The organism is Ralstonia sp. Ralssp135 (assembly GCF_047304345.1).
Taxonomy (GTDB): Bacteria; Pseudomonadota; Gammaproteobacteria; order Burkholderiales; family Burkholderiaceae; genus Ralstonia; species Ralstonia chuxiongensis.
In genome coordinates this window covers 74,753-101,067 of the sequence record NZ_JBGLYZ010000010.1, presented here as the reverse complement: position 1 = coordinate 101,067, position 26,315 = coordinate 74,753, and the positions used below count along the sequence as shown (strand labels likewise).

Sequence of the window (26,315 nt, the reverse complement as noted above, 5' to 3'; positions counted from 1 at the left end):
AGGTCAGCCGAAGCGGCCGGTAATGTAGTCTTCTGTTTCTTTGCGCTGCGGCTTGATGAAGATCTTTTCGGTATCGCCGAACTCGATCAGCTCACCCAGGTACATGTACGCCGTGTAGTCGGAGCAACGCGCCGCCTGTTGCATGTTGTGCGTAACGATGACCACCGTATAGTCGTCTTTCAGTTCGGCGATCAGCTCTTCGATCTTGCCAGTGGAAATCGGGTCCAGCGCCGAGCACGGCTCGTCCAGCAGCAGCACTTCAGGGCGGATGGCAATGCCGCGCGCAATACACAGACGCTGCTGCTGCCCGCCGGACAGGCCGTAGCCCGACTGGTTGAGCTTGTCCTTCACTTCATTCCACAGCGCCGCCTTGGTCAGTGCCCATTCCACGCGGTCGTCCATTTCGGAGCGCGACAGGCGCTCGAACAGCTTCACACCGAACGCGATGTTGTCGTAGATCGACATCGGGAACGGCGTCGGCTTCTGAAACACCATGCCGACCTTGGCACGCAACAAGGCGATGTCCATGCGCGAGGTCAGCAAGTTCTCGCCGTCCATGTTGATCTGGCCTTCGGCGCGCTGCTCCGGATACAGCGCGTACATCTTGTTGAACGTACGCAGCAGAGTCGACTTGCCGCAGCCCGACGGGCCGATGAACGCCGTGACCTGCTTCTCGGGAATCTGCATCGAGATGTTCTTCAGCGCGTGGAACTTGCCGTAGTAGAAGTTCAGGTCGCGAACATCAATCTTCGGGCTTTGCGTGCGCACTTCGAGGGACGTAGCAGTCATGATCATTTCTTGGTGAACAAGGCACGCGCAAGGACGTTCAGCCCCAGCACACCCAGCGTAATCAGGAACACCCCGGCCCAGGCCAGTTGCTGCCACTCGGGGAACGGGCTCATCGCAAACTTGAAGATCACGGTCGGCAGCGTAGCCACCGGCTGATTCAGATCCAAGCTCCAGAACTGATTGTTCAACGCGGTAAAGAGCAGCGGCGCGGTTTCACCGGCAATGCGGGCGATGGCCAGCAGCACACCGGTAATCACGCCGGCATACGACGCCTTGAGCGTAATCGACAGGATCATCTTCCACTTGGGCGTGCCAAGCGCCATGGCGGCTTCACGCATCGCGTTGGGCACCAGGTTCAGCATGTTCTCGGTGGTGCGCACCACGATCGGAATCTGAAGCAGTGCCAGCGCAAGCACGCCCGCGATACCCGAGAAGTGCTGCACGCGGGCTACCACGACGGCATACACGAACAGGCCGATCACGATGGACGGCGCCGACAGCAGGATGTCATTGATGAAGCGCGTCGCGCTCGCAAGCATTGAGGTCTTGCCGTACTCGGCCAAATAGATGCCCGCCAGGATGCCCAGCGGCGTGCCGATCAGCGTGGCCATGCCCACCAGCAGGAACGACCCTGCGATGGCGTTGGCGAGGCCGCCTCCCGGCGTATCGGGCGCCGGCGTCATCTCGGTGAAGAGCGACATCGACAAGCCGCCCACACCCAGCGAAAGCGTGGTCCACAGAATCCATGCCAGCCACACCAGGCCGAAAGCCATGGCGGCAAGCGACAGCGACAGCGCAATCCCGTTGACGTTGCGGCGGCGGGCCTGCAGGCGTGCCTTGATCTTTTCAGAGTCGGGGCGGACGGCAGGAATGGAAGACGTACGCATGGTGTTGGGTCTCATAGCGTCAAGCAGATCGCGTTGGTTCACTTTTGACCCTCGCTCTTCTGCAAGCGCAGAAGCAGCAACTTGGAGGCCGCCAGCACGATGAACGTGATGACGAACAGGATCAAGCCCAGCTCCATGAGCGCCGCGGTATGCAGACCCTGCCCCGCTTCCGCAAATTCATTGGCCAGCGCCGACGTGATGCTGTTACCCGGCGAGAACAACGACGGATCGGACAGCAGGTTGGTGTTGCCGATCACGAACGTCACGGCCATGGTCTCGCCCAGGGCGCGCCCCAGGCCCAGCATCACACCGCCGATCACACCCGCCTTGGTGTAAGGCAGCACCACGTTCCACATGACTTCCCACGTCGTGCAGCCCACGCCGTAGGCAGATTCCTTAAGCAGCGTCGGCGTGATCTCAAACACGTCGCGCATCACCGCCGAGATGTACGGGATGATCATGATCGCCAGAATCACCCCAGCGCACAGCAGGCCGATGCCGATCGGCGCACCCTGGAACAGCGCTCCGATGACCGGGATCTTGCCGACGGTCGCGGCCAGCGGCTTTTGAAAGTATTCGCCGAAGATCGGCGCAAACACGAGCAGACCCCACATGCCGTACACGATGGACGGCACTGCAGCGAGCAGCTCGATGGCGGTACCCAGCGGTCGGCGCAGCCACGCCGGCGACAGCTCGGTCAAGAACAGTGCAATGCCGAAGCTCACAGGCACGGCAATGATGAGCGCGATCAGCGACGTGACCAGGGTGCCGTAGACGGGCACCAGCGCGCCATAGATGTCGGAGGGCGGATCCCACTCTGAATTCCACAGGAACGACAGGCCGAATTTCTGAATCGTGGGCCAGGAGCTGATGATGAGCGAGATGATGATGCCGCCCAGCAATAACAGCGTAACGATTGCGGCAAGGCGGGTCAGACCGCCGAACACCAGGTCGCCAAAGCGGCTGGGTGCTCGCATACGGGAAGCGCCAGAGGAATCAGAGAGCGTGGCCATGAGGGAAACCGGTCAGCCGAGAAAGAAGCTTTTGAAATGGTGCGGGCGGCCGATTCATACCGCCCTCCCGCACCTTGTGCTGCACCTACTTACGAACCCTTATGCAGCAGGCAACCATCATTGGTTGTAGACAACCTTGCCCGATGCATCCTTCACGCTCGACTTCCACGTTGCGCGGATCTGGTTCTTCACAGCGTCCGGCAGCGGCACGTAGTCCAGGCTCTTGGCAGCGTCATCGCCACCTTTGTAGGCCCAGTCGAAGAACTTCATGACTTCAGCGCCCTGCGCCGGCTTGGCTTGCGTCTTGTGCAGCAGGATGAACGTTGCACCAGCGATCGGCCATGCGTCCTTGCCCGGTTCGTCCGTCAGGATCTGGTAGTACGACTTGCTCCACTCGGCGCCAGCGGCTGCAGCCTTGAAGGCTTCAGCGGTCGGTTGAACGGTGGCACCCGACTTGTTCTGCAGGTTCACGTACGTCATCTTGTTCTGCTTGGCATAGGCGTACTCAACGTAGCCAACCGCACCACCCAGACGCTGCACGAAAGCGGCCACGCCTTCGTTGCCCTTGCCACCCGTACCGGTCGGCCAGTTCACGGTCGTGCCTTCGCCCACCTTGCTCTTCCACTCAGTATTCACCTTCGACAGGTAGTTCGTGAAGATGAACGAGGTGCCCGAACCGTCAGCACGGCGCACCACCAGGATGTCCTGGTCCGGCAGCTTGGCCTTCGGATTCAGCTTGGCAATGGCCGGATCATTCCACTTCTTGATCTTGCCCAGGTAGATGTCACCCAGCAACTGGCCGTTCAGCGTCAGCTCGCCCGGCTTCACGCCCGGCAGGTTGATCACAGGCACCACGCCGCCGATCACGGTCGGGAACTGGATCAGGCCATCCTTGTTCAACTCCTCGTCCTTCAGCGGCATGTCCGATGCGCCGAAGTCGACGGTCTTGGCGGTGATCTGCTTGATGCCGCCCGACGAACCGATACCTTGGTAGTTCACCTTGGTTTGGGTCGCCTTGTTGTAGTCGGCCGCCCACTTGTTGTAGACGGGTGCCGGGAACGTCGCGCCTGCGCCAGTGATATCTACAGCAAATGCGGCACCAGCGAAAGCCAGTGCAGCCACGCCAGCGATTGCGGTTTTGACCAGTTTCATGAGTTCTCCAGAGGAGCGGTTGAGCGATGACAGATTTTTGACATCCGAACTTTAGGCGGCTTGGATGACAGTTCTGTGACAACACGAAAACTTCTCATAACTGACCTGCAGCGCATGAAAGTCGACCCACGTGCATAAAAAAAGCGGCCCGAAGGCCGCTTTTTGACTCGCTTACTTGACCGAGCAGGAGCTTATTGCAACGTCGCGGCAAGACGCTCCGCATGTTGGTTGGCCAGCTCTGCGTCTTGCGCTTCCACCATCACGCGGACAACCGGCTCCGTACCCGACGGACGAATCAGCACCCGGCCCTTGCCGTCAAGCTCTGCCTCGCTGGCCTTCAGCGCCGCTTGCAGGCCAGCGTGCGATTTCCAGTCGAAACCCTTTTCGACCCGCACGTTGATTAGCTTTTGCGGGAACAGGCGCACGCCGTCCAGCATCTGGTCCAGCGTCTGGCCACTGCGACGCAATGCCGCAAGCACCTGCAGCGCCGAGATGATGCCGTCGCCCGTGCTGTGCTTGTCCAGGCAGAGCAAGTGGCCCGACCCTTCGCCGCCCAGCAGCCAACCATTCTTCTTCAGCTCTTCCAGCACGTAGCGGTCGCCCACCTTGGCGCGCACGAACTCGACGCCCTGCGCCTTGAGCGCCAGCTCCACGGCGAGATTGGTCATGAGCGTGCCGACCGCACCCGGCACCGTCTGGCCCGCCGCACGGCGCGCCTGCACCATGACGTAGAGCAGCTCGTCGCCGTTATAGAGGCGGCCATTGCGGTCCACCACCTGCAGGCGGTCGGCATCGCCGTCGAAGGCCAGGCCAATGTCGGCCCCATGCTCACGCGTGGCCTCGACCAGCTTGCCCGGCGCCGTCGCGCCATAGCCGTCGTTGATGTTGCGGCCATTCGGCTGGTTGCCGATCGACACGACGTCCGCACCCAACTCATGGAAGACGTGCGGCGCGATGTGATAGGCCGCGCCATGCGCGCTGTCCAGCACGACCTTCATACCGAACAGGTTCAAATCGCTAGGGAACGTGCTCTTGCAGAACTCGATGTAGCGGCCAGCGGCATCCTCGATACGACGGGCACGACCCAGCGCGTCTGAGGCCGCGTACACCATCGGTTTTTCCAGCTCGGCCTCGATCTGCAACTCGGTTTCGTCCGGCAGCTTGTCGCCGGTGGCCGAGAAGAACTTGATGCCGTTGTCGTAATACGGGTTATGTGACGCAGAAATCACGACACCTGCCGACAGCCGCAGTGCACGCGTGAGATACGCCACACCCGGCGTGGGCAGCGGCCCGCTCATCAAGACGTCAACACCCGCTGCGGTAAAGCCCGCTTCCAACGCGGCTTCCAGCATGTAGCCCGACAGGCGCGTGTCCTTGCCGATCAGCACGGTGGGACGGCCATGGCCATGCGCCTCTCCGCCGTGGGCCAGCACGCGGCCTGCTGCATAACCAAGGCGCAACACGAAATCCGGCGTGATCGGGCTTTCGCCGACACGCCCACGGATGCCGTCGGTGCCGAAATACTTCCTGGACATTGGGAGTCTCTCCTGGAGAATGTTTCTTTATTTGTTTGTAAGGCGCCGGCCATCGCCGGGCAATCCTCTATTTGCTTGACCCCCAGCAGCGTGAGGCTGGGGCGGCTGTCAGGCGACTGGCGGATCGACGCGTTCATGACGCATCGCCCACCACAGTTGAATCGCTTCCACCGTTGGCCGCACGTCGTGCACACGCACGATGAACGCGCCTCGCTCTGCGGCCAGCAATGCTGCCGCCACACTGGCCGTCACGCGCTCGGCCGGCGGTTTGCCGCCCAGCACAGCGCCGAGCGTCGATTTGCGCGATAAACCGACGAGCAGCGGCAGACCGATCCGATTGAACTCCGCCAAGCGATTGAGCATGGTGAGATTGTGATCCGGCGTTTTGCCAAAGCCAAATCCCGGGTCGAGCGAGATACGCTCGGCCGCCACGCCAGCAGCCATCAGCGCCTTTGTTTGCGCACACAGGAAGGTCTCAACCTCGCCCATCAGGTCGGCATAGCTAGGCGATTCCTGCATCGTTTCAGGGTCGCGCTGCATGTGCATGACGCACAGGCCCGCGTTGCCGCTGGCGACAGCGTCGATCGCGCCAGGCCGGCGAAAGCCCCATATGTCGTTGATCAAATCCGCGCCGGCATCCAGCGCGGCACGCATCACCTCGGGCTTATAAGTATCGATCGACAGCGGCTTTCCGCAGTCGTGTAACGCCTCGACGATGGGCATCACGCGGTCCAACTCAGCCTGCAGGCTGAGCGGCTCGGCGCCCGGCCGGCTCGACTCGCCGCCGATGTCGATCATGTCGACGCCTTCAGCGATCAGTTTTTCAGCATGGCGCAAGGCCGCATCGCGCGTGGCGTGCTGCCCACCGTCAGAGAACGAATCGGGCGTGACGTTGAGAATGCCCATGACCAGCGGACGCTGATCGCGCGCGTAACGGAATCGACCACACTGGAAGTGCGTTGTGGTGGGAATGGAAGCGGACAAGATAGATAGACGGAAATGCTGCGCAGGACCGGAATGCTACGCCAGGCACGCCAGAAAGCGCCAACAAAAAAGCCGGTGCGCTTGCACCGGCTCTTTTGCGTCGCTGCCAGGGCGACAAGCTAAGGAATCACCATCAGGCCGTGGCAGGCACGTTGCCCGGGTTCACACCAGCCGGCGTGCCACCACCCGGCGGGGTGCTTCCACCACCAGTCGAGCCGTAACGCGGCGGGCGCGGCGGCTTGCCGTCCATGATGTCGTTGACCTGGTCCGCGTCGATGGTTTCCCACTCAAGCAGCGCCGCAGTCATGGCTTCAACCTTCTCGCGATTCGCTTCCAGCAGCCCCTTGGCCAGGGCGTACTGTTCGTCCACGATACGGCGGATTTCCGAATCCACCTTCTGCTGCGTCGCCTCGGACACCGTCTTCGAGGCCATGCGGCCGAAGAAACCGTCCTGTTCCGTATCGACGTAGACCATGGTGCCGAGTGCGTCGCTCATGCCATAGCGCGTCACCATGTCGCGGGCCATCTTGGTGGCACGCTCGAAGTCGTTGGAGGCACCGGTACTCATCGCACCCAGGAACACCTCTTCCGCAGCACGGCCACCGAACAGAATCGCGACCTCTTCGAGCATCGTGTCCTTGTAGGCGTAGTGCTTGTCGTGCTCAGGCAGCTGCCAAGTCAGACCGCCCGCCCAACCGCGTGGCATGATCGTGACTTTGTGCACCGGATCAGCCTTCGGCAGCAGCTTGGCCACCACTGCATGGCCCGACTCGTGGTACGCCGTAGCGCGGCGTTCCTCTTCGCGGATCACAGCCGACTTGCGCTCCGGACCCATGTAGATCTTGTCCTTCGCATCTTCGAAGTCCTGCATGTCGACCACGCGCTTGTTACGGCGCGCAGCAAACAGCGCAGCTTCGTTGACCAGGTTGGCCAGATCAGCGCCCGAGAAGCCCGGCGTGCCACGCGCCAGCACCGATGCATCAACGTCGTTGCCAATCGGCACCTTGCGCATGTGCACCTTGAGAATCTGCTCACGGCCGCGAATGTCGGGCAGCCCAACGTAGACCTGGCGGTCGAACCGGCCCGGACGCAGCAGCGCCTTGTCGAGCACGTCAGCACGGTTGGTTGCCGCGATCACGATAACGCCCGAGTTGGCCTCGAAGCCATCCATCTCCACCAGCATCTGGTTGAGGGTCTGCTCGCGCTCGTCGTTGCCGCCGCCCATGCCAGCGCCACGATGACGGCCGACCGCATCGATTTCATCGATAAACACGATGCAAGGCGCCTGCTTCTTGGCGTTTTCGAACATGTCGCGCACGCGGGCAGCGCCCACGCCAACGAACATTTCAACGAAGTCCGAACCGGAAATACTAAAGAACGGTACCTTGGCTTCGCCGGCAATGGCGCGAGCCAGCAGCGTCTTACCGGTACCCGGAGGGCCCACCAGCAGTACGCCGCGCGGGATGCGCCCGCCCAGTTTCTGGAATTTCTGCGGATCCTTCAGGAAGTCGACCAGCTCGACGACTTCCTCCTTCGACTCGTCACAGCCTGCCACGTCAGCAAACGTGACGCTGTTGTTGTTCTCATCGATCAACCGCGCTCGCGACTTGCCGAACGAGAAGGCGCCACCTTTCCCACCGCCCTGCATCTGCCGCATCATGTAGAACCAGAACACGATGATCAGCAACGTCGGGCCAAGGTAGTAAAGGGCGGTGAGAAGCACACCTTGCTCTTCTTCCGCCTTGCCGGTCACCTGCACGCCGTACTTCATCAGGTCGCCCACCATCCAGATGTCGCCGGGCGAGATGATTGAGTACTTGTTGCCCTCGTTGGGCGTGACCAACAACGTGCGGCCCTGGACTTCGACGCGTTTAACCTTGCCAGCCTTCGCGTCATCCATGAATTGCGAGTACGTCACACCCTCTTGGGTGCGCGGCTTGTCGAACTGCTTGAAGACGGTGAACAGCACCAAGGCAATCACCAGCCAGATGGCCGCCTTCTGAAACCAGTTGTTATTCAAGGCGAGACTCCTTTAGAAATGCCTTGACGGGATGCTTGGCATTGTAATGCACGGACACCGCCGCGGGTTGATTGCCCGCAAGACCGAGGCACCACCATGCCAGCCGGGGCCCCTCTGTGAGTATCGTCCGTCAGCCCGGATGCTTGAGCTGCCGGCCCAACAAGAATGTTTCGGACGATTTGTCGCGGGAGGCTTTAGGCTTGCGCGGCGCAACGATCTTGAAATGGCGCTTGAACATCTCGACGATCTGACTATAGCCGCTGCCGTGAAAACATTTGATCAGCAGCGCGCCCTCAGGTTTCAGGTGCGCCATGGCAAATTCCACAGCCAGTTCAGCGATGTGCTCCATACGCGCGGCGTCTGCTGACGCCACACCTGAGAGATTGGGGGCCATATCGGACAAAACAAGGTCCACTTTGCCCCCGCCGGTGGCTTCCAGCACGATTTCTTCGAGTTGCCGGAAAACGTCGTCCTCACGGAAGTCGCCCTGGATGAAAGTGACGTCGGCAATGGCTTCCATCGGCAAGATGTCGATGGCGACGATTGCCCCATCGATACGGCCATCCTTGGCGCGCGGCGATGCGGCCAGCTTGTTGCGCACGTATTGGCTCCAACTGCCCGGCGCGGCGCCCAGGTCAACGATGACCTGGCCCGGCTTGATCAGCTTGTCTTGCTCGTCAATCTCTTTGAGCTTGTAGGCGGCACGTGCGCGATAGCCTTCGCGCTGCGCCAGCTTTACGTACGGATCGTTGATATGGTCGTGCAGCCACGACTGGTTGAACTTGTTCTTTGCCATCGAATTGGTTGCAATTTCGCCCGAATGTAGCGCCAAACATGGCAGCCCGGACTGGTTTTGGCGGATAATACGCGCCGTTTGTCTCTTTGCGTGATCCCGCCCTTATTTATGCCCGCCCTTATCCTCACCCCTGCCCAACGATCGGAACTGCGCTCCGAAGCGCACGCGTTGAACCCGGTCGTCATCATCGGTGCGGAGGGCCTGACCAAGCCCGTTCTGGCCGAAATCGACCGCTCGCTGGCGGCCCACGGACTGATCAAGATTCGCGTCTTCGGCGATGACCGCGAAGCACGCATTGAGCTTTATGACACCATCTGCGCCCGCCTGCAGGCCGCCCCCGTACAGCACATCGGCAAGCTGCTGGTGATCTGGCGCGAAGGCCCAGCGTACCTGAAGGAAAACCAGCCGCGCGACCTCAAGCCGCCACGCAAGACTACCGTTGGCGCCGGTCCGCGCTCCGTCACCGTGCGCAAGCCAAACCCGAACAGCGCACGTCGCCCGAAGCCGGTCCGCCTGAGCGTGCTTGGCAACGAACGCGTCACGGCCGGTGGCAACGTCAAGCGCGCCAAGCCGCGTCAAACCAGCCAGAAAAAGAAGGCGCTGTCCTGATCCGATCCGGGGCCGTACAAAAAAACGACCGGCTTTTCAGCCGGTCTTTTTTTTCTCAAACGGCTTGCCGAACATCGGCCGCCTTCCAGATCAGCACTAACCCCAGCAGACTCTGCACCAGATAGAACACGCTCGATACGCCGTGCAGCATGCCAAACTGTGCGCGGTAAGGCGAATCCCCCACCGCTACGCCTAGCGCATCGGCCTGTGCGCGCAGCGACGCCATGAAGGGCTGCAGACCGAAATAGCCCACCAGCACGCAAAGCAGCATCGCCAGCACAAGCCAGCGCAGCCGCCGGTATCCGGCCTGACCGCGACGCACCAGCGCCGTCGCAGCCAGCAGGAGCAAACATCCTGTCGCTAGGCCGATCCACGCTTGCGCATGAAACAACCGGCCGGCAATCGAGCCGGCCAACTGGCGATCGTCCAGCATCGCGAACAGCGTCGGAGCGACGATGTAACCGATGGTCCAGAGCGAACCGCACCATACCGTGGCAAGCAACTGGAAGAAGCGCTGCGGCATGGCGTTGCCTCGGATCGGGTTAGAGGTACTTGACGGCCAGGACTTCGTACTCGCGTTCGCCGCCCGGGGCGACCACGGTGGCGACGTCGCCTTCGAACTTGCCGATCAACGCACGGGCGATCGGCGAGCTGATCGAGATCTTGCCGGTTTCCAGATCGGCTTCGTCATCGCCGACGATCTGGTACGTGACGGGCTTGCCCGAATCCAAATCTTCCAGATCAATGGTTGCGCCAAAAACGATGCGACCGTCGGCATCCAGCGAAGCCGGATCGATGATCTGCGCGGCGGATAGCTTGCCTTCGATTTCCTGGATACGGCCTTCGATGAAGCCCTGGCGCTCCTTGGCGGCATCATAGTCGGCGTTTTCGGACAGATCGCCCTGGGCACGCGCCTCGGCGATGGCGTTGACGACGGCCGGACGCTCCTTGGTCTTCAGACGTTGGAGTTCGTCTTTCAGCATCTCGGCACCGCGCTTGGTAATCGGAATGGTGCTCATCGTAAGTCTTTCGGAATCACAAAAAAATCAGCCGCTGCGAAGCGGGAGGGCGCGTAGCGCACACCCGCCTGACGGCGGCTGTCGTTGTTTTGACACGGACGCTCTAGTTTAGGCGAACCGTCCGGAGGCGGCAACTGCCCCTCCTCCGGGAGGCCCGCCGCGACGCTATACCGCGTCGCGGGCCCTGAGGGCGGGCTTACAGGGTGGCGTGCAGGCCCTGCAGGTCATACACATCGAGGTGCTGCATGTGCTTCAGACCTTCCACCGCGGCGCGAGCACCAGCGATGGTCGTGTAGTACGTCACGCGCTGGGCCAATGCTGCCTGGCGGATGGAACGCGAGTCGGCAATCGCGGCACGCGTCTCGTCGACGGTCGTGAAGACGAGTGCGATCTCGCTGTTCTTGATCATATCGACAATGTGCGGACGGCCGTCCTTCACCTTGTTGACCACGCGCACCGGAATGCCGGCGGCTTCAATGGCCGAAGCCGTACCGCGCGTCGCCACGATCGGGTAGCCCAGCGTATGCAGCGCGCGGGCAACTTCCACGGCTTGCGGCTTGTCGCTGTCCTTGACCGTCATCAGCACGGTGCCCTTCTCGGGCAGGCGCGAACCGGCAGCCAACTGGCTCTTGAAGAGCGCCTCGCCAAAGGTCTTGCCAACGCCCATCACTTCGCCAGTGGAGCGCATTTCCGGTCCAAGCACCGGATCCACGCCCGGGAACTTGTTGAACGGGAACACAGCTTCCTTGACGCTGTAGTACGCCGGCACGACTTCCTTTTCGATGCCTTGCGAATCCAGCGACTGCCCCGCCATGCAACGAGCCGCGACCTTGGCCAACGACACACCGGTCGCCTTCGAAACGTACGGCACCGTACGCGAAGCGCGCGGGTTCACTTCCAGCACGTAAACGATGTCCTCGCCGTCCCTCTGCTGGATCGCGAACTGCACGTTCATCAGGCCAACCACGTTCAGCGCCTTGGCCATCGCAGCAGTCTGGCGCTTGAGCTCATCAACGGTGGCTTGCGACAGCGAATACGGCGGCAGAGAGCAAGCCGAGTCGCCCGAGTGCACGCCGGCCTGCTCGATGTGCTCCATCACGCCGCCGATGAAGACGTTCTTGCCATCGGAGATGCAATCCACGTCGCATTCGATGGCGTCGTTCAGGAAGCGGTCGAGCAGCACAGGGCTGTCGTTCGACACCTTCACGGCTTCACGCATATAGCGCTCGAGGTCGCGCGGCTCATGCACGATTTCCATCGCACGGCCGCCGAGCACGTACGACGGGCGCACCACCAGCGGGTAGCCAATTTCTTCGGCCAGCTTGAGCGCCTCGTCTTCCGCACGCGCGGTGCGGTTGGGCGGCTGGCGCAGGCCCAGCTCGTGCAGCAGCTTCTGGAAGCGCTCGCGATCTTCGGCCGCATCGATCATGTCCGGCGACGTGCCGATGATGGGCACGCCGTTGGCTTCCAGGTCGAGCGCGAGCTTCAGCGGGGTCTGGCCGCCGTATTGCACGATCACGCCGACCGGCTTTTCCTTGTCGACGATCTCGAGCACGTCTTCCAGCGTCACCGGCTCGAAGTACAGGCGGTCGGAGGTGTCGTAATCGGTCGAGACGGTTTCCGGGTTGCAGTTGACCATGATGGTCTCGTACCCGTCTTCGCGCAGCGCCAGCGCAGCGTGCACGCAGCAGTAGTCGAACTCGATGCCTTGGCCGATCCGGTTCGGGCCACCGCCCAGAACCATGATCTTCTTGTTGCTGGTCGGCTCGGCTTCGCACTCGCCGTGCTCAGCCTCATACGTCGAGTACAGATACGCGGTATCGGTAGCGAATTCGGCAGCGCAGGTGTCCACACGCTTGTAGACCGGACGGACCTTCTCGGCGATACGCTTCTCACGCACGGCCTTGGAAGTCGTCTTCATCAGCTTGGCAAGGCGGCGGTCGGAGAAGCCCTTCTGCTTGAGCAGACGCAGCTCGGCAGCCGACAGGCTGTCCAGCGTGCGAGCCTTGACCAGCGCTTCGGTCTTGACGATGTCTTCGATCTGCGCGAGGAACCAGGGGTCAACGGCGGTCTCGGAGTAGACCTCGTCGATCGACAGGCCCAGGCGGAATGCATCGCCCAGGTACCAGATGCGATCCGGACCGGCTTCACCGATCTCTTCGATGATCTCGTCGCGGTCGGTGGACTTTTCGTCCAGGCCATCCACGCCGACTTCCAGGCCGCGCAGCGCCTTCTGGAACGATTCCTGGAAGGTACGGCCCATGGCCATCACCTCGCCCACAGACTTCATCTGCGTGGTCAGGTGGCTGTCGGCCTGCGGGAATTTCTCGAACGCGAAACGCGGCACCTTGGTGACCACGTAGTCGATCGACGGCTCGAACGACGCCGGGGTCGCGCCACCGGTGATTTCGTTCTTGAGCTCGTCCAGCGTGTAACCCACGGCCAGCTTGGCAGCAACCTTGGCGATCGGGAAACCGGTCGCCTTCGACGCGAGCGCCGACGAACGCGACACACGCGGGTTCATCTCGATCACGATCATCCGGCCGTCCTGAGGATTGATCGAGAACTGCACGTTCGAGCCGCCGGTATCGACGCCAATCTCGCGCAGCACAGCCAGCGAGGCGTTACGCAGGATCTGGTATTCCTTATCCGTCAGCGTCTGTGCCGGGGCCACGGTAATGGAGTCACCGGTGTGGATGCCCATCGGATCCAGGTTTTCGATCGAGCAGACGATGATGCAGTTGTCGGCCTTGTCGCGCACGACTTCCATCTCGTATTCCTTCCAGCCGAGCAGCGACTCTTCGATCAGCAGCTCGTTGGTCGGCGAGAGGTCGAGACCGCGCTTGCAGATCTCTTCGAACTCTTCGCGGTTGTAGGCGATGCCGCCGCCCGTGCCGCCCAGCGTGAACGACGGACGGATCACGATCGGGTAGCCGCTCGTGCCGGTTTCCTTGGCGATTTGCGACTGCACGGCCACGGCTTCGTCCATCGAATGCGCAATGCCCGACTTGGCCGAACCCAGACCGATCTTGGTCATCGCGTCTTTGAACTTCTGACGGTCTTCGGCCTTGTCGATCGCCTCGGGCGATGCGCCGATCAGCTCGACGTTGTACTTCTTCAGCACGCCATGGCGATGCAGGTCCAGCGCGCAGTTCAGCGCGGTCTGGCCGCCCATGGTCGGCAGGATCGCATCCGGACGCTCCTTGGCAATGATGCGCTCGACCACTTCCCAGGTGATCGGCTCGATGTAGGTCACGTCGGCCGTGTTCGGGTCGGTCATGATCGTGGCCGGGTTGCTGTTGACCAGGACCACCTTGAAGCCTTCTTCACGGAGCGCCTTGCAAGCCTGCGCGCCGGAGTAATCGAATTCACACGCCTGGCCGATGATGATCGGACCCGCGCCGATGATCAGGATGGTTTTGATATCTGTACGTTTTGGCATAACCCGCTCGATTCGATTAATTCAGTGTGGCCGTCGCCAGCTTGGCGGAAAAGCCGATAAACATGGCGCCGACGCCGCTGCTCATACCTGCAGACAAACGTCGTCGCGCGCGGAACGCCGCGGCCAGCCGCGCGCCCACGAAGATGATGGTGGTCAGGTACAGGAAACTGCAGATCTGGCAGACCAGCCCCAGCACGACGAACGACACCACCGGCAGCGCGTAGTGCGGGTCGACGAACTGGATGAAGAACGAGATGAAGAACAGGATCGCCTTCGGGTTCAGCAGGCTGATGACCAGCGCTTTCTTGAACGGATGCGATTCGTCGGCCGGGGCCGCGGCCTGCTCGACGGACCCGCCGGCCTTGCGCGCGCGCCAATTGCGCACCGCGCCACGCAGCATCTGCAGGCCGATCCACGCCAGATACGCCGCACCGACGTACTTCACGACGTAGAACAGCGCCGGACTCGCCTTCAACAGCGAAGCCACGCCCGCTGCCGACAACACCATCAGGATGGCATCGCCCAGAAACACGCCACACGCACCCTGGTAGCCCGCGCGCACACCGCGGCGGGCTGCCACCGACAGCACGTACATCGAGTTCGGCCCCGGCAGCAGCACGATGAAGATCGTGCCGAGCAGGAAGGTCCAGAACTCGGTGATGCCGACGTGGGCGAGCATGAAAGCGTTCATGGCGATGCGATCTCGTTTGCTTTACTGCTTCGCTGCGTCCATCGCCGCGGTGAAGCGGTCAAACAGATACGCGATGTCGTGCGGACCGGGCGACGCTTCCGGGTGACCCTGGAAGCAGAACGCCGGACGGTCGGTCAGCTCGAAGCCCTGCAGCGTGCCGTCGAACAGCGAAACGTGCGTCACGCGCGCGTTGGCGGGCAGCGATTCCGGGTCCACCGCAAAACCGTGGTTCTGCGAGGTGATGACCACGCGGCCATCCTGCAAATCCTTGACCGGGTGGTTGGCACCGTGATGGCCGGTCTTCATCTTGAGCGTCTTGGCGCCGACGGCCAGGCCCATGATCTGATGACCCAAACAGATGCCGAACGTTGGCAGGCGACGCTCCAGGAATTCCTTGGCGGCAGCGATAGCGTAGTCGCACGGTTCCGGATCGCCAGGGCCGTTGGAGAGGAACACGCCGTCCGGGTTATGCGCCAGCACATCGGCTGCACTGGTTTGCGCAGGCACAACCGTCACGCGGCAGCCGCGCTCGGCCAGCATGCGCAGGATGTTGAACTTGACACCGAAGTCATACGCGACCACGTGATACTTCGGGGCTTCCTGCTTGCCGTAGCCGCGGCCCAGCGCCCATTCGGTCTGGGTCCACTCGTACGGCTCGGTCACGGACACGACCTTCGCCAGATCCATGCCCGACAGGCCCGGGAACGAACGCGCGAGGTCGATGGCCTTCTGCACGTTGTCTTCGCCGGCGAGAATGCAACCGTTCTGGGCGCCCTTCTCGCGCAGGATTCGGGTCAGCTTGCGGGTATCGATTCCGGCAATGGCGACGACCTTCTCACCCTTGAGGTAATGCGAGAGCGAGTGTTCCTTGCGGAAATTGGACGCGAGGATCGGCAGATCCTTGATGATGAGGCCGGCGGCATGGACTTTCGTAGCTTCGACGTCCTCACGGTTCACGCCGACGTTACCGATATGCGGATACGTGAGCGTGACGATCTGGCGCGAGTAGCTCGGATCGGTGAGGATTTCCTGATAGCCGGTGATGGCAGTGTTGAACACCACTTCGCCGATCGTATGACCGGCCGCACCGATGGAATAGCCACGAAAGACCGTGCCGTCTGCAAGCGCGAGGATGGCGGGCGGGAAAGACGGCAACACGGGTAGCTCCTGCTGGATTCACCCTGTGCCGACCTGATCACCTTGTCGCCGAAGCGGAATTCCGGCTGCGCGGAATCCGGGCCGTTCGCGAGTCGCGAGTCGGGCTGGGACAGAACTCACCAGGAATCACCGAGAAACGAGGCAGACGGGGCGGTAGGCGGGAGGTAGGAAGCGGTTGGCGCTAGGGTGATGGGTTTCTGAACTCAAACCCAAAAATTATACCCGGACGCCGCAAAAAACTCAATGAAAGGAAGGACTTAACGGCGAGCGCCAGCCGCATGGCGGCTTTCCGTCATGCCCTTACGTCCAGCTCCAAGCGGATGAGAACGTCGCGTTTGGAGTGCCCTACTCACCTCGCATGGCAGCCTGCACCTGAGCCAGTGCCGTGGGGTCTTCGATGGTGGTCAGATCACCCGGGTCACGGCCCTCCGCTACGGCCTGCATTGCGCGGCGCAGCAGCTTTCCGGAGCGCGTCTTGGGCAAGGCCCCGACAAAGAATACGCGCGAGGGCCGCGCCACTGCGCCGAGTTGCACCTCGACCGTGCGCATCAGTTCGCCCTCCAGGGCCAGACGCCCCGCCGCCTCGGTAATGCGCGAGGCATCACGCACGATGGCAAACCCCATCGCCACCTGCCCCTTGAGTTGATCGGCCACGCCCACCACCGCTACCTCGGCGATGGCCGGATGTGACGAAAGACTCTCTTCGATCTCGCGCGTACCGAGGCGGTGGCCCGCCACGTTGATCACATCGTCGGTGCGGCCGAGGATGGTCACGTAGCCTTCTTCGTCACGCACGCCCCAGTCGAAGCTCGAATAGATGTGCCGGCCGGGAAACGCCGACCAGTATGTTTGCAGGAACCGGGCATCGTCGCCCCAGACGGTGGTCATGCAGCCCGGCGGCAGCGGTGCGGCGACGGCGAGGAGCCCTTTCTCGCCCGGGGCGCATGGCTCTCCGGTCGCCTCATCCAAGATGTCGAGCTTATAGCCGTAGACCGGAAAGCCCGGCGAGCCGAGCTTTTGCTCAGAAGGCTCGACCCCTTGCGGAATGGCCAACATCGGCCAGCCAGTCTCGGTCTGCCAGTAGTTGTCGACGATGGGCTTGTGCAGCGCCTCGCCGATCCAGCTGGCGGTGGGCTCGTCCAGCGGCTCGCCGGCAAGGAACAGGCGCCGCAGACTCGACAGATCATGTCGCTGCAGTAGCGCCGGATCCTGCTTCTTGAGCACGCGAATGGCGGTGGGCGCGGTGAACATCACGTTCACGCGGTATTGCTCGACGATGCGCCACCAGACCGCGCCGTCTGGGCGGATTGGTGTGCCTTCGTACATGACCGTCGTCAGGCCCGCGAGCAGCGGCGCATAAACGATGTAGCTATGCCCGACCACCCAGCCGACATCCGATGCAGTAAACATCGTGTCGCCGGGCTGCGCGCCAAAAATGAGCGGCATCGACGCCGCCAGTGCCACCGCATAGCCGCCGGTGTCGCGCTGGACGCCTTTCGGTTTGCCGGTCGTACCAGAGGTGTAGAGGATGTACGAGGGCTCTCTCGACTCCATCCATTCGCATGGCACATCGGCATTCGCGTGCTCCGCCGCGAGCGTTGCGTAATCGACATCGCGCGGGTTGCGCTGCATGGGCGCGAGTTTGCGATTGACGAGCAACACGCGCTCGGGCTTGTGCGCCGCTAGGTCAATCGCTGCGTCAAGCAACGGTTTGTATTCGACCACCTTGCCCGCTCGCGAGCCCGCATCCGCACTCACGATCACACGCGGCGTGGCGTCGTCGATGCGCGTGGCGAGACTGTTGGATGCGAAACCGCCGAACACCACCGAATGGATCGCGCCGATGCGCGCACAGGCCAGCATGGCAAACGCAGCTTCGGGAATCATCGGCAGGTAAATCAGCACGCGATCGCCACGTCTGACCCCCAGCGCCTGCAGGCTCGCCGCCATGCGGTTGACCTCGCGATGGAGCTGGCGATACGTGTACGTTGTCTCCTGGCCGGTTTCGGTGGAGACATACACCAGCGCCGCTTGCTCGCCGCGCGTGGCGAGATGCCGGTCGACGGCGTTGTGGCACAGGTTGGTGCGTCCGCCCACGAACCACTTGGCGAACGGCAAGCGCGAATCGTCGAGGACTGCGGAATACGGCGTTTGCCACTCGATGCGCTGGGCCTGCTCGCCCCAAAAGCCTGCGGGGTCGTCAATGGAGCGCTGATACAGCGCGCGATACGCGGCGGACATGGACATGACGTTGTCTCCTGGCCATCGTGTTCGATGACTCAATCTTGATTGTGCTCGGATACACCTACTTTGCGGTCGCCAACTTACGCAGGTCTTACCGCCGCCCAAAAACAAAACGGCGCCCCGCAGGACGCCGTTTCTCTTGCCAGACTCAGCGCTTCTTGCGCTTGGCCGAACTCGATGAGGTAGCCACCGGTTTAGCCTTGACCACCGGCTTGCCGGCCACCTTTGCAGTTGGCACGCGCGTGGTTGCCGCTGTGGCGCGCGCCGTCGTGGCCGACACGCGCATCACGCGCACATGCCCACCGCGACTGCCACCGCGCGCTTGCGGCAGCATCAGCACGACGCTGTGACCCTTGGGGATGGCGTCGCCGGGGAGTTGATTCCACGCCCGAATCTGGGCGACGGACACGCCGTAGCGGCGCGACAAACCCGCAATCGTGTCGCGCTTGCCAGCGCGAACCACCACCTTTCTGAGATCTGGCATGTCGGGTTCGACCGCCATGGTGGCGTTCTCAGCCAATTCGGGGCTGATGTCGGGTGCGTTTTCCTGGGCGCCGTCGGCACGCGGCACGACCACGGTGGAGCCGGCCTTCAAACGCATGCCCTTCGGAATGCGGTTGATCTCGCGAATGGTGTCGGGATCAACCTTCAGCCGCGCCGCCAACGCTTCCACACGCTCGCGGTTACCGACCGTCACGGCCGTCCAGCTCGAAAGACCGCCGTGATAAGTATTCAGGTTGTACTGGAACGTTTCGGCGTTGTCGTACGGCAGCAGGATCTGCGGGTTAGACGCGCCCAGGATCACCGGCCGGTTGAACGATGGGTTGAGCGCCTTGAACTCATCCATCGGCAGATTGGCCAGCTTGGCGGCCAGCGTCACATCGATATCGCGTGACGTTGTGACGGTGACGAAGTACGGATGGTTCGGGATCTCGGGCAGCGTGACACCGTAGCGCTCCGGGTTGGCGATGATGTTCTTCACTGCCTGGAGCTTGGGCACGTACATGCGCGTCTCGGCGGGCATGTTCAGGTTGACGTAATCGGTCGACAGGCCCGCTGCCTGGTTGCGCGCAATCGCCCGCGCAACCGCACCTTCGCCCCAGTTGTAGGCAGCCAGCGCGAGTTGCCAGTCGCCAAACTGGTCGTGCAGCTTGGATAGATAGTCAAGCGCGGCATCGGTCGAGGCAAGCACATCGCGGCGCTCATCCTGGAAGACGTTCTGCTTGAGGTTGTAGGTCTTGCCGGTGCTCGGGATGAACTGCCACATCCCGGCGGCCTTGGCGCTCGATACAGCCTGGGGGTTGAACGCGCTTTCCACGAACGGCAGCAGGGCCAACTCCGTGGGCATGTTGCGCCGCTCCAGCTCTTCGACGATGTGATACAGGTAGCGGTTGGAGCGATCCACCATACGGCGGAAGGCATCGGGGCGCTGCGCATACCAGTCGGTACGATCGTCCACAGCCGAGCTTTGGAGATCGGGCATGGAGAAACCCTGGCGAATGCGCGCCCAGAGATCCTTGGCCGGCCCTTTCAGGGACCCCACGGGCTGCTGATCGACATTGACGACCGGCGCAGGGGCTTGGCCGGTGCCGGTGGAGGCGCTGGTGCTGGCTGTGTCGGCGTTCGGCCCGGGGGCCGTTGCACAGGCCGCAAGGAGCAGACTGAGCACAGTTGCCGCAAGAAGTCGCACGGATCGCATCAAGTTCTGTGAGGTTAGGGCTAAAAATTGCCCCAGATAGTAAGAAACGCATCCGACCGCGTCAACCCGCGTTCACCGGGCGTCGCACCTGCTGGATGCATCACATGTGGCCGCGGCATCGCCGCGCGCCCAGCATTCTCAACGGAAATCGTTCTTCCACTGACGCAACGCGGCGAATACCGCCACCGGATCATCCGCGTCGATACCGGCATGGCGTGCCACGGCATGCGTCACATTGGCGTCATCCGATCGCATGAAGGGATTGGTCGCGCGCTCATGGCCAACGGTAGTGGGTACAGTCGAGCGGCCCTCGGCCCGCAACGCCGTTACCTCATCCTCCCAGCCTGCCAAGTCGGCGTTGCCAGGTTCGACTGCACGCGCAAAGCGCACATTCGATGCAGTGTATTCATGCGCGCAGTAAACACGCGTATCGGGGGCCAGCGCCGCCAGCTTGGCCAGCGACGCGCGCATCTGCGCAGGCGTACCCTCGAAAAGCCGGCCGCAACCGGTGGCAAAGAGTGTATCGCCACAAAACAGGCTCGCCGATGCGGCATTACCCTGAAGGTGCCCCACATAGGCGACGTGACCACTGGTGTGGCCGGGCACATCGATCACCCGGAATTTAGCGGCCGGCTGCACAAGCGTGACGACATCGCCTTCACGCACGGCCTGAGTGCGGCCTGGAATCGATTCACCCGCCGGTCCGATGACCGGCAGCGGCACACCCTCGGGATTCTCCGGATACGCCGCGAGCAGTTCGCGCACGCCGCCGACGTGATCGCCATGATGATGTGTGATTACAATGGCACCGAGCGCGAGCCCGCGTTCCTTCAGGAAGCGCAGCACCGGTTGCGCGTCGCCCGGATCGACGACCGCCGCCACCCGACCATCGTGTAGTGCCCAAATATAATTGTCGGCAAACGCAGCGATCGCCTCGACCTCAAGCGCTACACCACGCGGCACACCACCCTGGACCATGTCCGACTCCTCTAACGATCGTCGCATTATAGATTGGCACCACTGGCTCGCTTCGCCGCCTGGGCAATACGTCCTGCGCTGGGAACAGGCCCAGTTCGATCGCACGGTGGCCGACATGTTCGGCTATCACGCGCTGCAGCTCGGCCACCCTGGTTTTGGGGCGCTGCGCGAGAACCGCATCCCGCTGATCGCGCGTGTGGTGGACGACATCGACCCGACGGCCCCCACTGAAACGCTCGACCCGATGGACGGCGATCCCGCCGATGCGGCCGACGGAGAGCCCGACACCAGCACGCCCCAGCGCCAGGCCACACCGCGCGTCATCTGCCGCTATGACGAACTGCCCTTCGCTTCGCAGAGCATCGACCTCGTCGCGCTGCCCCACGTGCTGGAGTTCACGGATGACCCGCATGAAGTGCTGCGCGAAGTGGCGCGCGTGCTGATGCCCGAGGGGCGTCTGGTCATCACCGGCTTCAACCCACTGAGCCTGTGGGGCATGCGCCAGGGCATGCGCCGCCTGGGCACGGAATCGTTTCTGCCTGCGCAAAGCCAGATGATTGCGTTCACGCGCCTGAAAGACTGGCTCAAGCTGCTCGGATTTGATATCGTGCGCGGCCGTTTCGGCTGCTACTGCCCGCCTAATCGCTCCGACAAATGGCTGCAGCGCACCGCCTTCATGGAAAAGGCCGGCGACCGCTGGTGGCCGATCTTCGGCGCGGTTTACATGCTGCAGGCTGTCAAGCGCGTGCGCACCATGCGCCTGGTCGGTCCGGCATGGAAGACGCGTAAGTCGCCGTCGCTGGTGCCGGCCGGTACGCCGGTCGCGACGCCTTCGGGCTCGCATTCGACCAAGGCGCCGTCGGCCACAGCGCGTGACGGCAAATCGGGCGCCTGATCGCGCCCGTTCCACTCACTGATCACCCATCGTTTTCTCAATGCAGGAAGTCACCGTCTATTCCGATGGCGCATGCAAAGGCAACCCCGGCCTTGGCGGCTGGGGCACCGTGCTCGTCTCGGGCAGCCACGAAAAAGAACTCTTTGGCGGCGAAGCGCTGACCACCAACAACCGCATGGAGCTGATGGCCGTGATCGAGGCGTTCCGTGCGCTCAAGCGGCCGTGTCGGGTGCAGGTGTACACCGATTCGCAATACGTGCAGAAAGGCATCAGCGAATGGTTGGCTGGCTGGAAAGCGCGCGGCTGGAAGACGGCCGACAAGAAGCCGGTCAAGAACGACGACCTCTGGCGCACGCTCGACGAACTCGTCACCGGCCATGACGTGAGCTGGCATTGGGTCAAGGGCCATGCCGGCCACCCCGGCAACGAGCGCGCCGATGCGCTGGCCAACAAGGGCGTCGAGATGGCGCGCCAGGCGAAAGCCTGACGCGGCCGGGTGCACGCTCACTTGCCCGCGCAACGCTGCGTGGGGATCTGCGGCGCATTTGCGGCGGTGGTCGTGACGTATTGCGGCTTGCCGTCCTGCGCATAAACCAGCCGCAGCGGGCCGCGCTTGGAAAGACCATCGTCGATATCGGCCTGCAACAGGCCTGTCTGCGCCCATAAATCACCACCGATGCTGCGCTTCTGCATCATGACGGGGCGATTTGCGCCCGGCTCCCAGTTGGCCTGGCGCTCTGGCACGTAGCGGTTGGGCAACGTGCCATAGGCGTAAAGCTGATTCAGCGTGTCCGCCAGGTAGTGCCCGGCTTGATCGTTGAACATCGGCAGATCCTGGTTTCCGAGTTCGCTGCGGATGCGCTGCGCCTCCGCCGTGCAGCTTGGCGCGACATTGTCGGCCGCGCGGGCGTAGGACACGCCGATCGCCACGGCTGCGGCGGCAAGCCAGGTCAGCACGCGATACAGGCGGCGCGGACGGGTGGTTGGAATCACGGACATCGGTTCGGTATGCATGCGAGCTTCTCCGGTGAAATAACGTGGTTTGAATCAGGACAGGAACAACTTGCGTTCGGCCTGACGACGCTTCGTCAGCCCCTTGAGCGGCTTGCCGCCTGCCTTGTCCCACAGCAGGAACTGGTTGGCCGCGCCGGCGTAGTCGCCGGCGTTGAGCTTGCGCAGCAGCGTTGACGAGCGCAGCCGCCCCGCTCCCAGGTTGAAGACGAACGACGCCAGCGCGTCGAACTGACCCTGCGTGATCGACACGCGCACGGCCTTGGCAATGCCTTGCTCGGTGTCGGCGAGGTCTTTGCGCAGCAGCGCCTCGGCCTGCTGCTGCGAGATCGGACCGTTGAAGGTCTCGCCGGGCCGAATCAGGTGGCCATAACCGATCGTCGGCTTGCCAACCGCATCCAGATACGTCGACAGACGCAGTCCTTCCGACTCCTTGATCAGCGCGAGGCCTCGCTCGCCGGTGGTGCGCGGGTTGTGCTCAGTGCTCATCGCTCTTCTCCTGGGGCGTGCTGGTGTTATCGCGGCCATCGGAGCCGCCGGCATTCGACTGCACGGGCCTTGGCACCAGCCGATTCGTGTATTCGTCAATCAGCCGCATCACGGCTTCTGGCGGCTGCAGCGCCGTGAACTTCATCTCGATGTCGATGTGCTCGCTGTCGCGGCCCGTATCCCGTTTGGAATGCGGTGCAAGCGAGACGTAGAACCGGCCAACGCCGCCCGCGGCTGCACCGTGTAAAGGCAGGGCCTCGGCGATGTCGCTGCGCACGGTCATGTTCACCGTCATTTCATCGAGCGCGATGCCGCGCGGCATCGCCAGCGAGACCAGCGGCAGCGCCAGCCGGTGCTGACTGTCGAGCGCGAGCTCCACCTCGCGGGCGACCAGCGTGCCGCTCTCGTCGGCATCGAAAAACTGGTCGAGCAGCGCGGTGTATTGCTGCGCAAGCATCTGGTTGGCAGACGCGGCGGCGTGCTGCATGCCGCGCGTGATGTCGTCGAGCGTCAAGCCATTCAAGCCCGGATGACCGTGGCTGTTGCTGCCACCACCGGTGCCACCGCCCGGCGGCGACGAACCTGGCGGCGGCGCAGGCGCATCGGATGCAGTCTCTGGAAACGGCGCTGCATCGGAAGGCCCAGCGGGCTGCGCTGACACAGGTGATGCTGGGGGCGCGCTGGTGGGCGGCGCTGGCGGTGTGGCGGGCGCTGACGACGCACGGTCATCATCACGCCCGCGGCGGCTGAAGAGATTGAACATGGTGTCGGGTCGGTCGGATCGATCAGATCAATAGGCGGCGCGCGCCAAGCGCGCACCGATCAGGACACCGGCCGTGGGGAGGCCGGCCGGCGTCCATCACCGTGGCGGCTTAGGGATTGGCCGGCGCCGGGGCCGGCGCGTTGCCGCCAGCGGGCGCCTTTTCGCCGATCATCGTGCCGTCGGTCGGCGTGGCGGGCAGCGGCTTGACGTCGTTCTCCTTGCCCTTGACGACCACCGGCTTGGTTGCCGCGTCAGTCAAAAATTCCATCACGCGCATCAGCGCTTCCGGCGGGTTCTGACGCTTGACCTGGGTGTGGAAGGAGTACTTGGCACGCGTGTCGGTGCTACGGGTCTGCTCCGACTTATGCGAGGCGCGGCCCGAGACCGAGACGCTGAACGGGCCCCAGCCGAGCTTGGCCTGGAACGACCCTTCTGCCTCGGTGCTGGACGACGATTTCTCCGACTGCGAAATCTCCAGCTCGAAATCGATCGTGCCTTCCTCGATGGCGATCACCGGATGCACGACCGCGCACAGCAACGGAATGCGCATCGTCTTCTGGATCGTGCCCTGCGACACGCCCTTCTCGTCGACGATGGTTTCGTCGTAGTCAAATTGCACCGCGACGGCTTTGCCGTTCTGAATACACACCTGCAGCAGAAAATCCGCATAGGATTTTGCCGCCGAGGTTTGCGCTGCGATCATCGCCTGCAGCGGCGCAGAGATCATCTTGTCGATCGGCAGCGCATTGATAACCGACCCGATAAGTCCGTTGTCCATTTAAAACTCCTCACATTGAATTATTTGGACGCACAGGTTTGTGTGCCCGAATCCAAAGTAAGAGTTTTTCCTGCGGGGTTCGATGCCTCGAAAGTCCCAGCCAAGGCCACGGAACAGCGGCCCAGTACCTGACGATAGGCTGCCCGTGACTTTCGGCACTGAACTTCCGTTTCAATGCATCCGGATCGATCCCGCTCTACAAAATAATCGGTTTCACCGAAAACAATTAACTGAAGTACGAGGGGTCGATGAATATTCTGGTAATCGATAGCTTGCCGCTTTTTGCGGCAGGTGTGTCCAATGTATTGAATGCACTCGACGCGCAGGGTGTGTTTATCGATACTCACTACGCCGTGCAAATCGGGCCGGCTTGCCGGCAAGCCGAACCCAGTGCTGTCGTGATGGAATGGAGCGCACAGGACGACGACGCACGGCAGCGCCTGTCGGAGTTGAAAGCGGTGTTGCCGGAAGTGCCCGTGCTGCTGACGGTGCAAGCTGTCGGTCGGCATGTGGTGGGCGACGCGCTACGCTTCGGCGCGGCCGGCGTGGTCGACCGGCAAGCCACGGCCGACGTTCTGCTCGAAGCCCTGCTGCGCATTACCTCAGGCGCGGTCTACTTGCCGCCCATCAGTAATCTGTTTCCAGACGATCCGCGCCAAAGTTCAGGAGAAAGCCCGGCCGAACTCTGGCGCCGACTCACGCCGCGGCAACATGAAGTGCTGCAACTGCTTGCAGAGGGCAAGTCCAACAAGCAGATTTGTCGCGTGCTCAACGTAGCTGAAGGCACCATCAAAAACCATCTGTACGCGCTGTTCCGGCAAATTGGCGTCAACAACCGGACCGAGGCCGCGCTCTGGCTCTCGCGCTGCAAGGCGAGCCTCGTCCGCCTGCAGATGTGTGCGATGTAGCGCCGCGATGCGCACCTGCCCGTGGCCTCCGCTGCCTTTTCGGACGTCACGGGCCCGGAGGTTCACCGCTGGGCGAAAACACTAAACTGACCACATTGCATTCACGCGACCACGCCATACACTGATTGGAAGGCGGCGCACGGTGCATCGCCGTCTTTTCATGGAGGCCGCCCATGGAAATCATCGAGTTCCACACCAGCCCGCCACGCTATTGCGCTGCGGACCTCACGCTCACCTGCACCGCCAGCGTCGACGGCACCCCGGCGTGCTATGCGGTGACGGCAGAAGCGCTCGAAGAACATTTCGGCGCCCGCTCATGGCGGCAGGAGGACCTGCTGCAAGCCATGGAAAGCCACCGCGGCACCATTGAAGACATGGCGCGCTCGCTGTTCAAGCTGACGGACTCGCACAACATCGTGCTGCGTAGCGGCCATTTCCGCTTCGGGATGTAGCTG

25 protein-coding genes are annotated in these 26,315 nt (G+C 62.6%); 5 read left to right on the top strand and 20 right to left on the bottom strand.

Features of this window, described 5'->3' with window-relative positions; genetic code table 11:
• Positions 1 to 3: 3 nt before the first annotated feature.
• The 8 genes from pstB to ACCD03_RS10025 form a co-directional block, all read right to left on the bottom strand.
• Positions 4 to 795 (bottom strand): phosphate ABC transporter ATP-binding protein PstB, encoded by a 792-nt coding sequence (pstB, locus tag ACCD03_RS10060; RefSeq protein WP_045203229.1) that lies wholly within the window; start codon positions 793 to 795, stop codon positions 4 to 6.
• Entirely contained in the window at positions 792 to 1,676 is an 885-nt protein-coding gene (pstA, locus tag ACCD03_RS10055) for a phosphate ABC transporter permease PstA (protein ID WP_045203230.1), read from the bottom strand. The genes pstB and pstA overlap by 4 nt, the downstream gene beginning before the upstream one ends.
• A gap of 38 nt (positions 1,677 to 1,714) precedes the next feature.
• On the bottom strand, positions 1,715 to 2,689 hold the full coding sequence (pstC, locus tag ACCD03_RS10050) for a phosphate ABC transporter permease PstC (protein ID WP_045203231.1): 975 nt from the start codon (positions 2,687 to 2,689) through the stop codon (positions 1,715 to 1,717).
• Between the two features lie 117 nt (positions 2,690 to 2,806).
• The gene (pstS, locus tag ACCD03_RS10045) at positions 2,807 to 3,841 is read right to left on the bottom strand and encodes a phosphate ABC transporter substrate-binding protein PstS (protein ID WP_253539927.1); all 1,035 of its coding nucleotides are present in this window, start codon (positions 3,839 to 3,841) and stop codon (positions 2,807 to 2,809) included.
• Positions 3,842 to 4,032: 191 nt separating this feature from the next.
• Complete coding sequence (glmM, locus tag ACCD03_RS10040; protein ID WP_413411456.1) at positions 4,033 to 5,376, bottom strand: phosphoglucosamine mutase; 1,344 nt, start codon at positions 5,374 to 5,376, stop codon at positions 4,033 to 4,035.
• A 108-nt stretch (positions 5,377 to 5,484) separates the two neighbouring features.
• On the bottom strand, positions 5,485 to 6,348 hold the full coding sequence (gene folP, locus ACCD03_RS10035) for a dihydropteroate synthase (protein ID WP_325652154.1): 864 nt from the start codon (positions 6,346 to 6,348) through the stop codon (positions 5,485 to 5,487).
• Positions 6,349 to 6,493: 145 nt separating this feature from the next.
• Positions 6,494 to 8,380: an ATP-dependent zinc metalloprotease FtsH gene (gene ftsH / locus ACCD03_RS10030; RefSeq protein ID WP_004634256.1), complete on the bottom strand. Its 1,887-nt coding sequence runs from the start codon at positions 8,378 to 8,380 to the stop codon at positions 6,494 to 6,496.
• A 130-nt stretch (positions 8,381 to 8,510) separates the two neighbouring features.
• Positions 8,511 to 9,176, bottom strand: a complete 666-nt coding sequence (locus ACCD03_RS10025; protein WP_027681159.1) for an RlmE family RNA methyltransferase — start codon at positions 9,174 to 9,176, stop codon at positions 8,511 to 8,513.
• 108 nt (positions 9,177 to 9,284) lie between these two features.
• Between ACCD03_RS10025 and ACCD03_RS10020 the strand changes: the two genes are divergently transcribed.
• Positions 9,285 to 9,785, top strand: a complete 501-nt coding sequence (locus tag ACCD03_RS10020; RefSeq protein ID WP_024975433.1) for a YhbY family RNA-binding protein — start codon at positions 9,285 to 9,287, stop codon at positions 9,783 to 9,785.
• Between the two features lie 55 nt (positions 9,786 to 9,840).
• On the opposite strand, the gene ACCD03_RS10015 is transcribed toward ACCD03_RS10020, so the two are convergent.
• The 8 genes from ACCD03_RS10015 to gloB all read right to left on the bottom strand — a co-directional run bounded on the left by ACCD03_RS10015 (position 9,841) and on the right by gloB (position 21,016).
• Positions 9,841 to 10,308, bottom strand: a complete 468-nt coding sequence (locus ACCD03_RS10015; RefSeq protein ID WP_045203235.1) for a DUF4149 domain-containing protein — start codon at positions 10,306 to 10,308, stop codon at positions 9,841 to 9,843.
• Positions 10,309 to 10,327: 19 nt separating this feature from the next.
• Entirely contained in the window at positions 10,328 to 10,804 is a 477-nt protein-coding gene (greA, locus tag ACCD03_RS10010) for a transcription elongation factor GreA (protein WP_024975432.1), read from the bottom strand.
• 196 nt (positions 10,805 to 11,000) lie between these two features.
• Positions 11,001 to 14,246, bottom strand: a complete 3,246-nt coding sequence (gene carB / locus ACCD03_RS10005; RefSeq protein ID WP_045203237.1) for a carbamoyl-phosphate synthase large subunit — start codon at positions 14,244 to 14,246, stop codon at positions 11,001 to 11,003.
• Between the two features lie 16 nt (positions 14,247 to 14,262).
• The gene (leuE, locus tag ACCD03_RS10000; protein WP_325652071.1) at positions 14,263 to 14,937 is read right to left on the bottom strand and encodes a leucine efflux protein LeuE; all 675 of its coding nucleotides are present in this window, start codon (positions 14,935 to 14,937) and stop codon (positions 14,263 to 14,265) included.
• A 21-nt stretch (positions 14,938 to 14,958) separates the two neighbouring features.
• Positions 14,959 to 16,095, bottom strand: a complete 1,137-nt coding sequence (gene carA, locus ACCD03_RS09995; RefSeq protein WP_206275250.1) for a glutamine-hydrolyzing carbamoyl-phosphate synthase small subunit — start codon at positions 16,093 to 16,095, stop codon at positions 14,959 to 14,961.
• Positions 16,096 to 16,440: 345 nt separating this feature from the next.
• Positions 16,441 to 18,342, bottom strand: coding sequence for a propionate--CoA ligase (gene prpE / locus ACCD03_RS09990; RefSeq protein WP_325652068.1), 1,902 nt, complete (start codon positions 18,340 to 18,342; stop codon positions 16,441 to 16,443).
• A gap of 145 nt (positions 18,343 to 18,487) precedes the next feature.
• Positions 18,488 to 20,038 (bottom strand): transglycosylase SLT domain-containing protein, encoded by a 1,551-nt coding sequence (locus ACCD03_RS09985; protein ID WP_253539935.1) that lies wholly within the window; start codon positions 20,036 to 20,038, stop codon positions 18,488 to 18,490.
• A 138-nt stretch (positions 20,039 to 20,176) separates the two neighbouring features.
• Positions 20,177 to 21,016, bottom strand: coding sequence for a hydroxyacylglutathione hydrolase (gene gloB / locus ACCD03_RS09980; RefSeq protein WP_413411453.1), 840 nt, complete (start codon positions 21,014 to 21,016; stop codon positions 20,177 to 20,179).
• Between gloB and ACCD03_RS09975 the strand changes: the two genes are divergently transcribed.
• Positions 21,015 to 21,911 carry a class I SAM-dependent methyltransferase gene (locus ACCD03_RS09975; protein ID WP_325652065.1) on the top strand — a complete coding sequence of 299 codons (897 nt, stop codon included), beginning with the start codon at positions 21,015 to 21,017 and terminating at the stop codon, positions 21,909 to 21,911. The two genes, gloB and ACCD03_RS09975, sit on opposite strands and share 2 nt — an antisense overlap.
• Before the next feature lie 40 nt (positions 21,912 to 21,951).
• Positions 21,952 to 22,398 carry a ribonuclease HI gene (rnhA, locus tag ACCD03_RS09970; RefSeq protein ID WP_325652063.1) on the top strand — a complete coding sequence of 149 codons (447 nt, stop codon included), beginning with the start codon at positions 21,952 to 21,954 and terminating at the stop codon, positions 22,396 to 22,398.
• A 17-nt stretch (positions 22,399 to 22,415) separates the two neighbouring features.
• On the opposite strand, the gene ACCD03_RS09965 is transcribed toward rnhA, so the two are convergent.
• From ACCD03_RS09965 to ACCD03_RS09950, 4 genes are all read right to left on the bottom strand, one after another.
• Positions 22,416 to 22,925, bottom strand: a complete 510-nt coding sequence (locus ACCD03_RS09965; RefSeq protein WP_325652061.1) for a hypothetical protein — start codon at positions 22,923 to 22,925, stop codon at positions 22,416 to 22,418.
• Positions 22,926 to 22,958: 33 nt separating this feature from the next.
• A complete protein-coding gene (locus ACCD03_RS09960; RefSeq protein WP_012762196.1) occupies positions 22,959 to 23,411 on the bottom strand; it encodes a lysozyme in 453 nt (150 codons plus the stop codon).
• Positions 23,401 to 24,072, bottom strand: coding sequence for a DUF2589 domain-containing protein (locus ACCD03_RS09955; protein ID WP_413411451.1), 672 nt, complete (start codon positions 24,070 to 24,072; stop codon positions 23,401 to 23,403). The genes ACCD03_RS09960 and ACCD03_RS09955 overlap by 11 nt, the downstream gene beginning before the upstream one ends.
• Positions 24,073 to 24,283: 211 nt before the next feature.
• Positions 24,284 to 24,952 carry a DUF2589 domain-containing protein gene (locus tag ACCD03_RS09950; protein WP_024975421.1) on the bottom strand — a complete coding sequence of 223 codons (669 nt, stop codon included), beginning with the start codon at positions 24,950 to 24,952 and terminating at the stop codon, positions 24,284 to 24,286.
• Between the two features lie 248 nt (positions 24,953 to 25,200).
• On the opposite strand from ACCD03_RS09950, the gene ACCD03_RS09945 reads away from it, so the two are divergent.
• Entirely contained in the window at positions 25,201 to 25,860 is a 660-nt protein-coding gene (locus ACCD03_RS09945; RefSeq protein ID WP_045203246.1) for a response regulator transcription factor, read from the top strand.
• Positions 25,861 to 26,033: 173 nt separating this feature from the next.
• Positions 26,034 to 26,312, top strand: a complete 279-nt coding sequence (locus tag ACCD03_RS09940) for a DUF1488 domain-containing protein (RefSeq protein ID WP_045203247.1) — start codon at positions 26,034 to 26,036, stop codon at positions 26,310 to 26,312.
• Positions 26,313 to 26,315 lie beyond the last annotated feature (3 nt).

Bases quoted from the DNA above. Each gene is read 5' to 3' on its own strand.
- pstB (WP_045203229.1), bottom strand. From the start codon at position 795: ATGATCATGACTGCTACGTCCCTCGAAGTGCGCACGCAAAGCCCGAAG.
- pstA (WP_045203230.1), bottom strand. From the start codon at position 1,676: ATGCGTACGTCTTCCATTCCTGCCGTCCGCCCCGACTCTGAAAAGATC.
- pstC (WP_045203231.1), bottom strand. From the start codon at position 2,689: ATGGCCACGCTCTCTGATTCCTCTGGCGCTTCCCGTATGCGAGCACCC.
- pstS (WP_253539927.1), bottom strand. From the start codon at position 3,841: ATGAAACTGGTCAAAACCGCAATCGCTGGCGTGGCTGCACTGGCTTTC.
- glmM (WP_413411456.1), bottom strand. From the start codon at position 5,376: ATGTCCAGGAAGTATTTCGGCACCGACGGCATCCGTGGGCGTGTCGGC.
- ACCD03_RS10025 (WP_027681159.1), bottom strand. From the start codon at position 9,176: ATGGCAAAGAACAAGTTCAACCAGTCGTGGCTGCACGACCATATCAAC.
- ACCD03_RS10020 (WP_024975433.1), top strand. From the start codon at position 9,285: ATGCCCGCCCTTATCCTCACCCCTGCCCAACGATCGGAACTGCGCTCC.
- ACCD03_RS10015 (WP_045203235.1), bottom strand. From the start codon at position 10,308: ATGCCGCAGCGCTTCTTCCAGTTGCTTGCCACGGTATGGTGCGGTTCG.
- greA (WP_024975432.1), bottom strand. From the start codon at position 10,804: ATGAGCACCATTCCGATTACCAAGCGCGGTGCCGAGATGCTGAAAGAC.
- carB (WP_045203237.1), bottom strand. From the start codon at position 14,246: ATGCCAAAACGTACAGATATCAAAACCATCCTGATCATCGGCGCGGGT.
- leuE (WP_325652071.1), bottom strand. From the start codon at position 14,937: ATGAACGCTTTCATGCTCGCCCACGTCGGCATCACCGAGTTCTGGACC.
- prpE (WP_325652068.1), bottom strand. From the start codon at position 18,342: ATGTCCATGTCCGCCGCGTATCGCGCGCTGTATCAGCGCTCCATTGAC.
- ACCD03_RS09985 (WP_253539935.1), bottom strand. From the start codon at position 20,038: ATGCGATCCGTGCGACTTCTTGCGGCAACTGTGCTCAGTCTGCTCCTT.
- ACCD03_RS09975 (WP_325652065.1), top strand. From the start codon at position 21,015: ATGTCCGACTCCTCTAACGATCGTCGCATTATAGATTGGCACCACTGG.
- gloB (WP_413411453.1), bottom strand. From the start codon at position 21,016: ATGGTCCAGGGTGGTGTGCCGCGTGGTGTAGCGCTTGAGGTCGAGGCG.
- rnhA (WP_325652063.1), top strand. From the start codon at position 21,952: ATGCAGGAAGTCACCGTCTATTCCGATGGCGCATGCAAAGGCAACCCC.
- ACCD03_RS09965 (WP_325652061.1), bottom strand. From the start codon at position 22,925: ATGCATACCGAACCGATGTCCGTGATTCCAACCACCCGTCCGCGCCGC.
- ACCD03_RS09960 (WP_012762196.1), bottom strand. From the start codon at position 23,411: ATGAGCACTGAGCACAACCCGCGCACCACCGGCGAGCGAGGCCTCGCG.
- ACCD03_RS09950 (WP_024975421.1), bottom strand. From the start codon at position 24,952: ATGGACAACGGACTTATCGGGTCGGTTATCAATGCGCTGCCGATCGAC.
- ACCD03_RS09945 (WP_045203246.1), top strand. From the start codon at position 25,201: ATGAATATTCTGGTAATCGATAGCTTGCCGCTTTTTGCGGCAGGTGTG.
- ACCD03_RS09940 (WP_045203247.1), top strand. From the start codon at position 26,034: ATGGAAATCATCGAGTTCCACACCAGCCCGCCACGCTATTGCGCTGCG.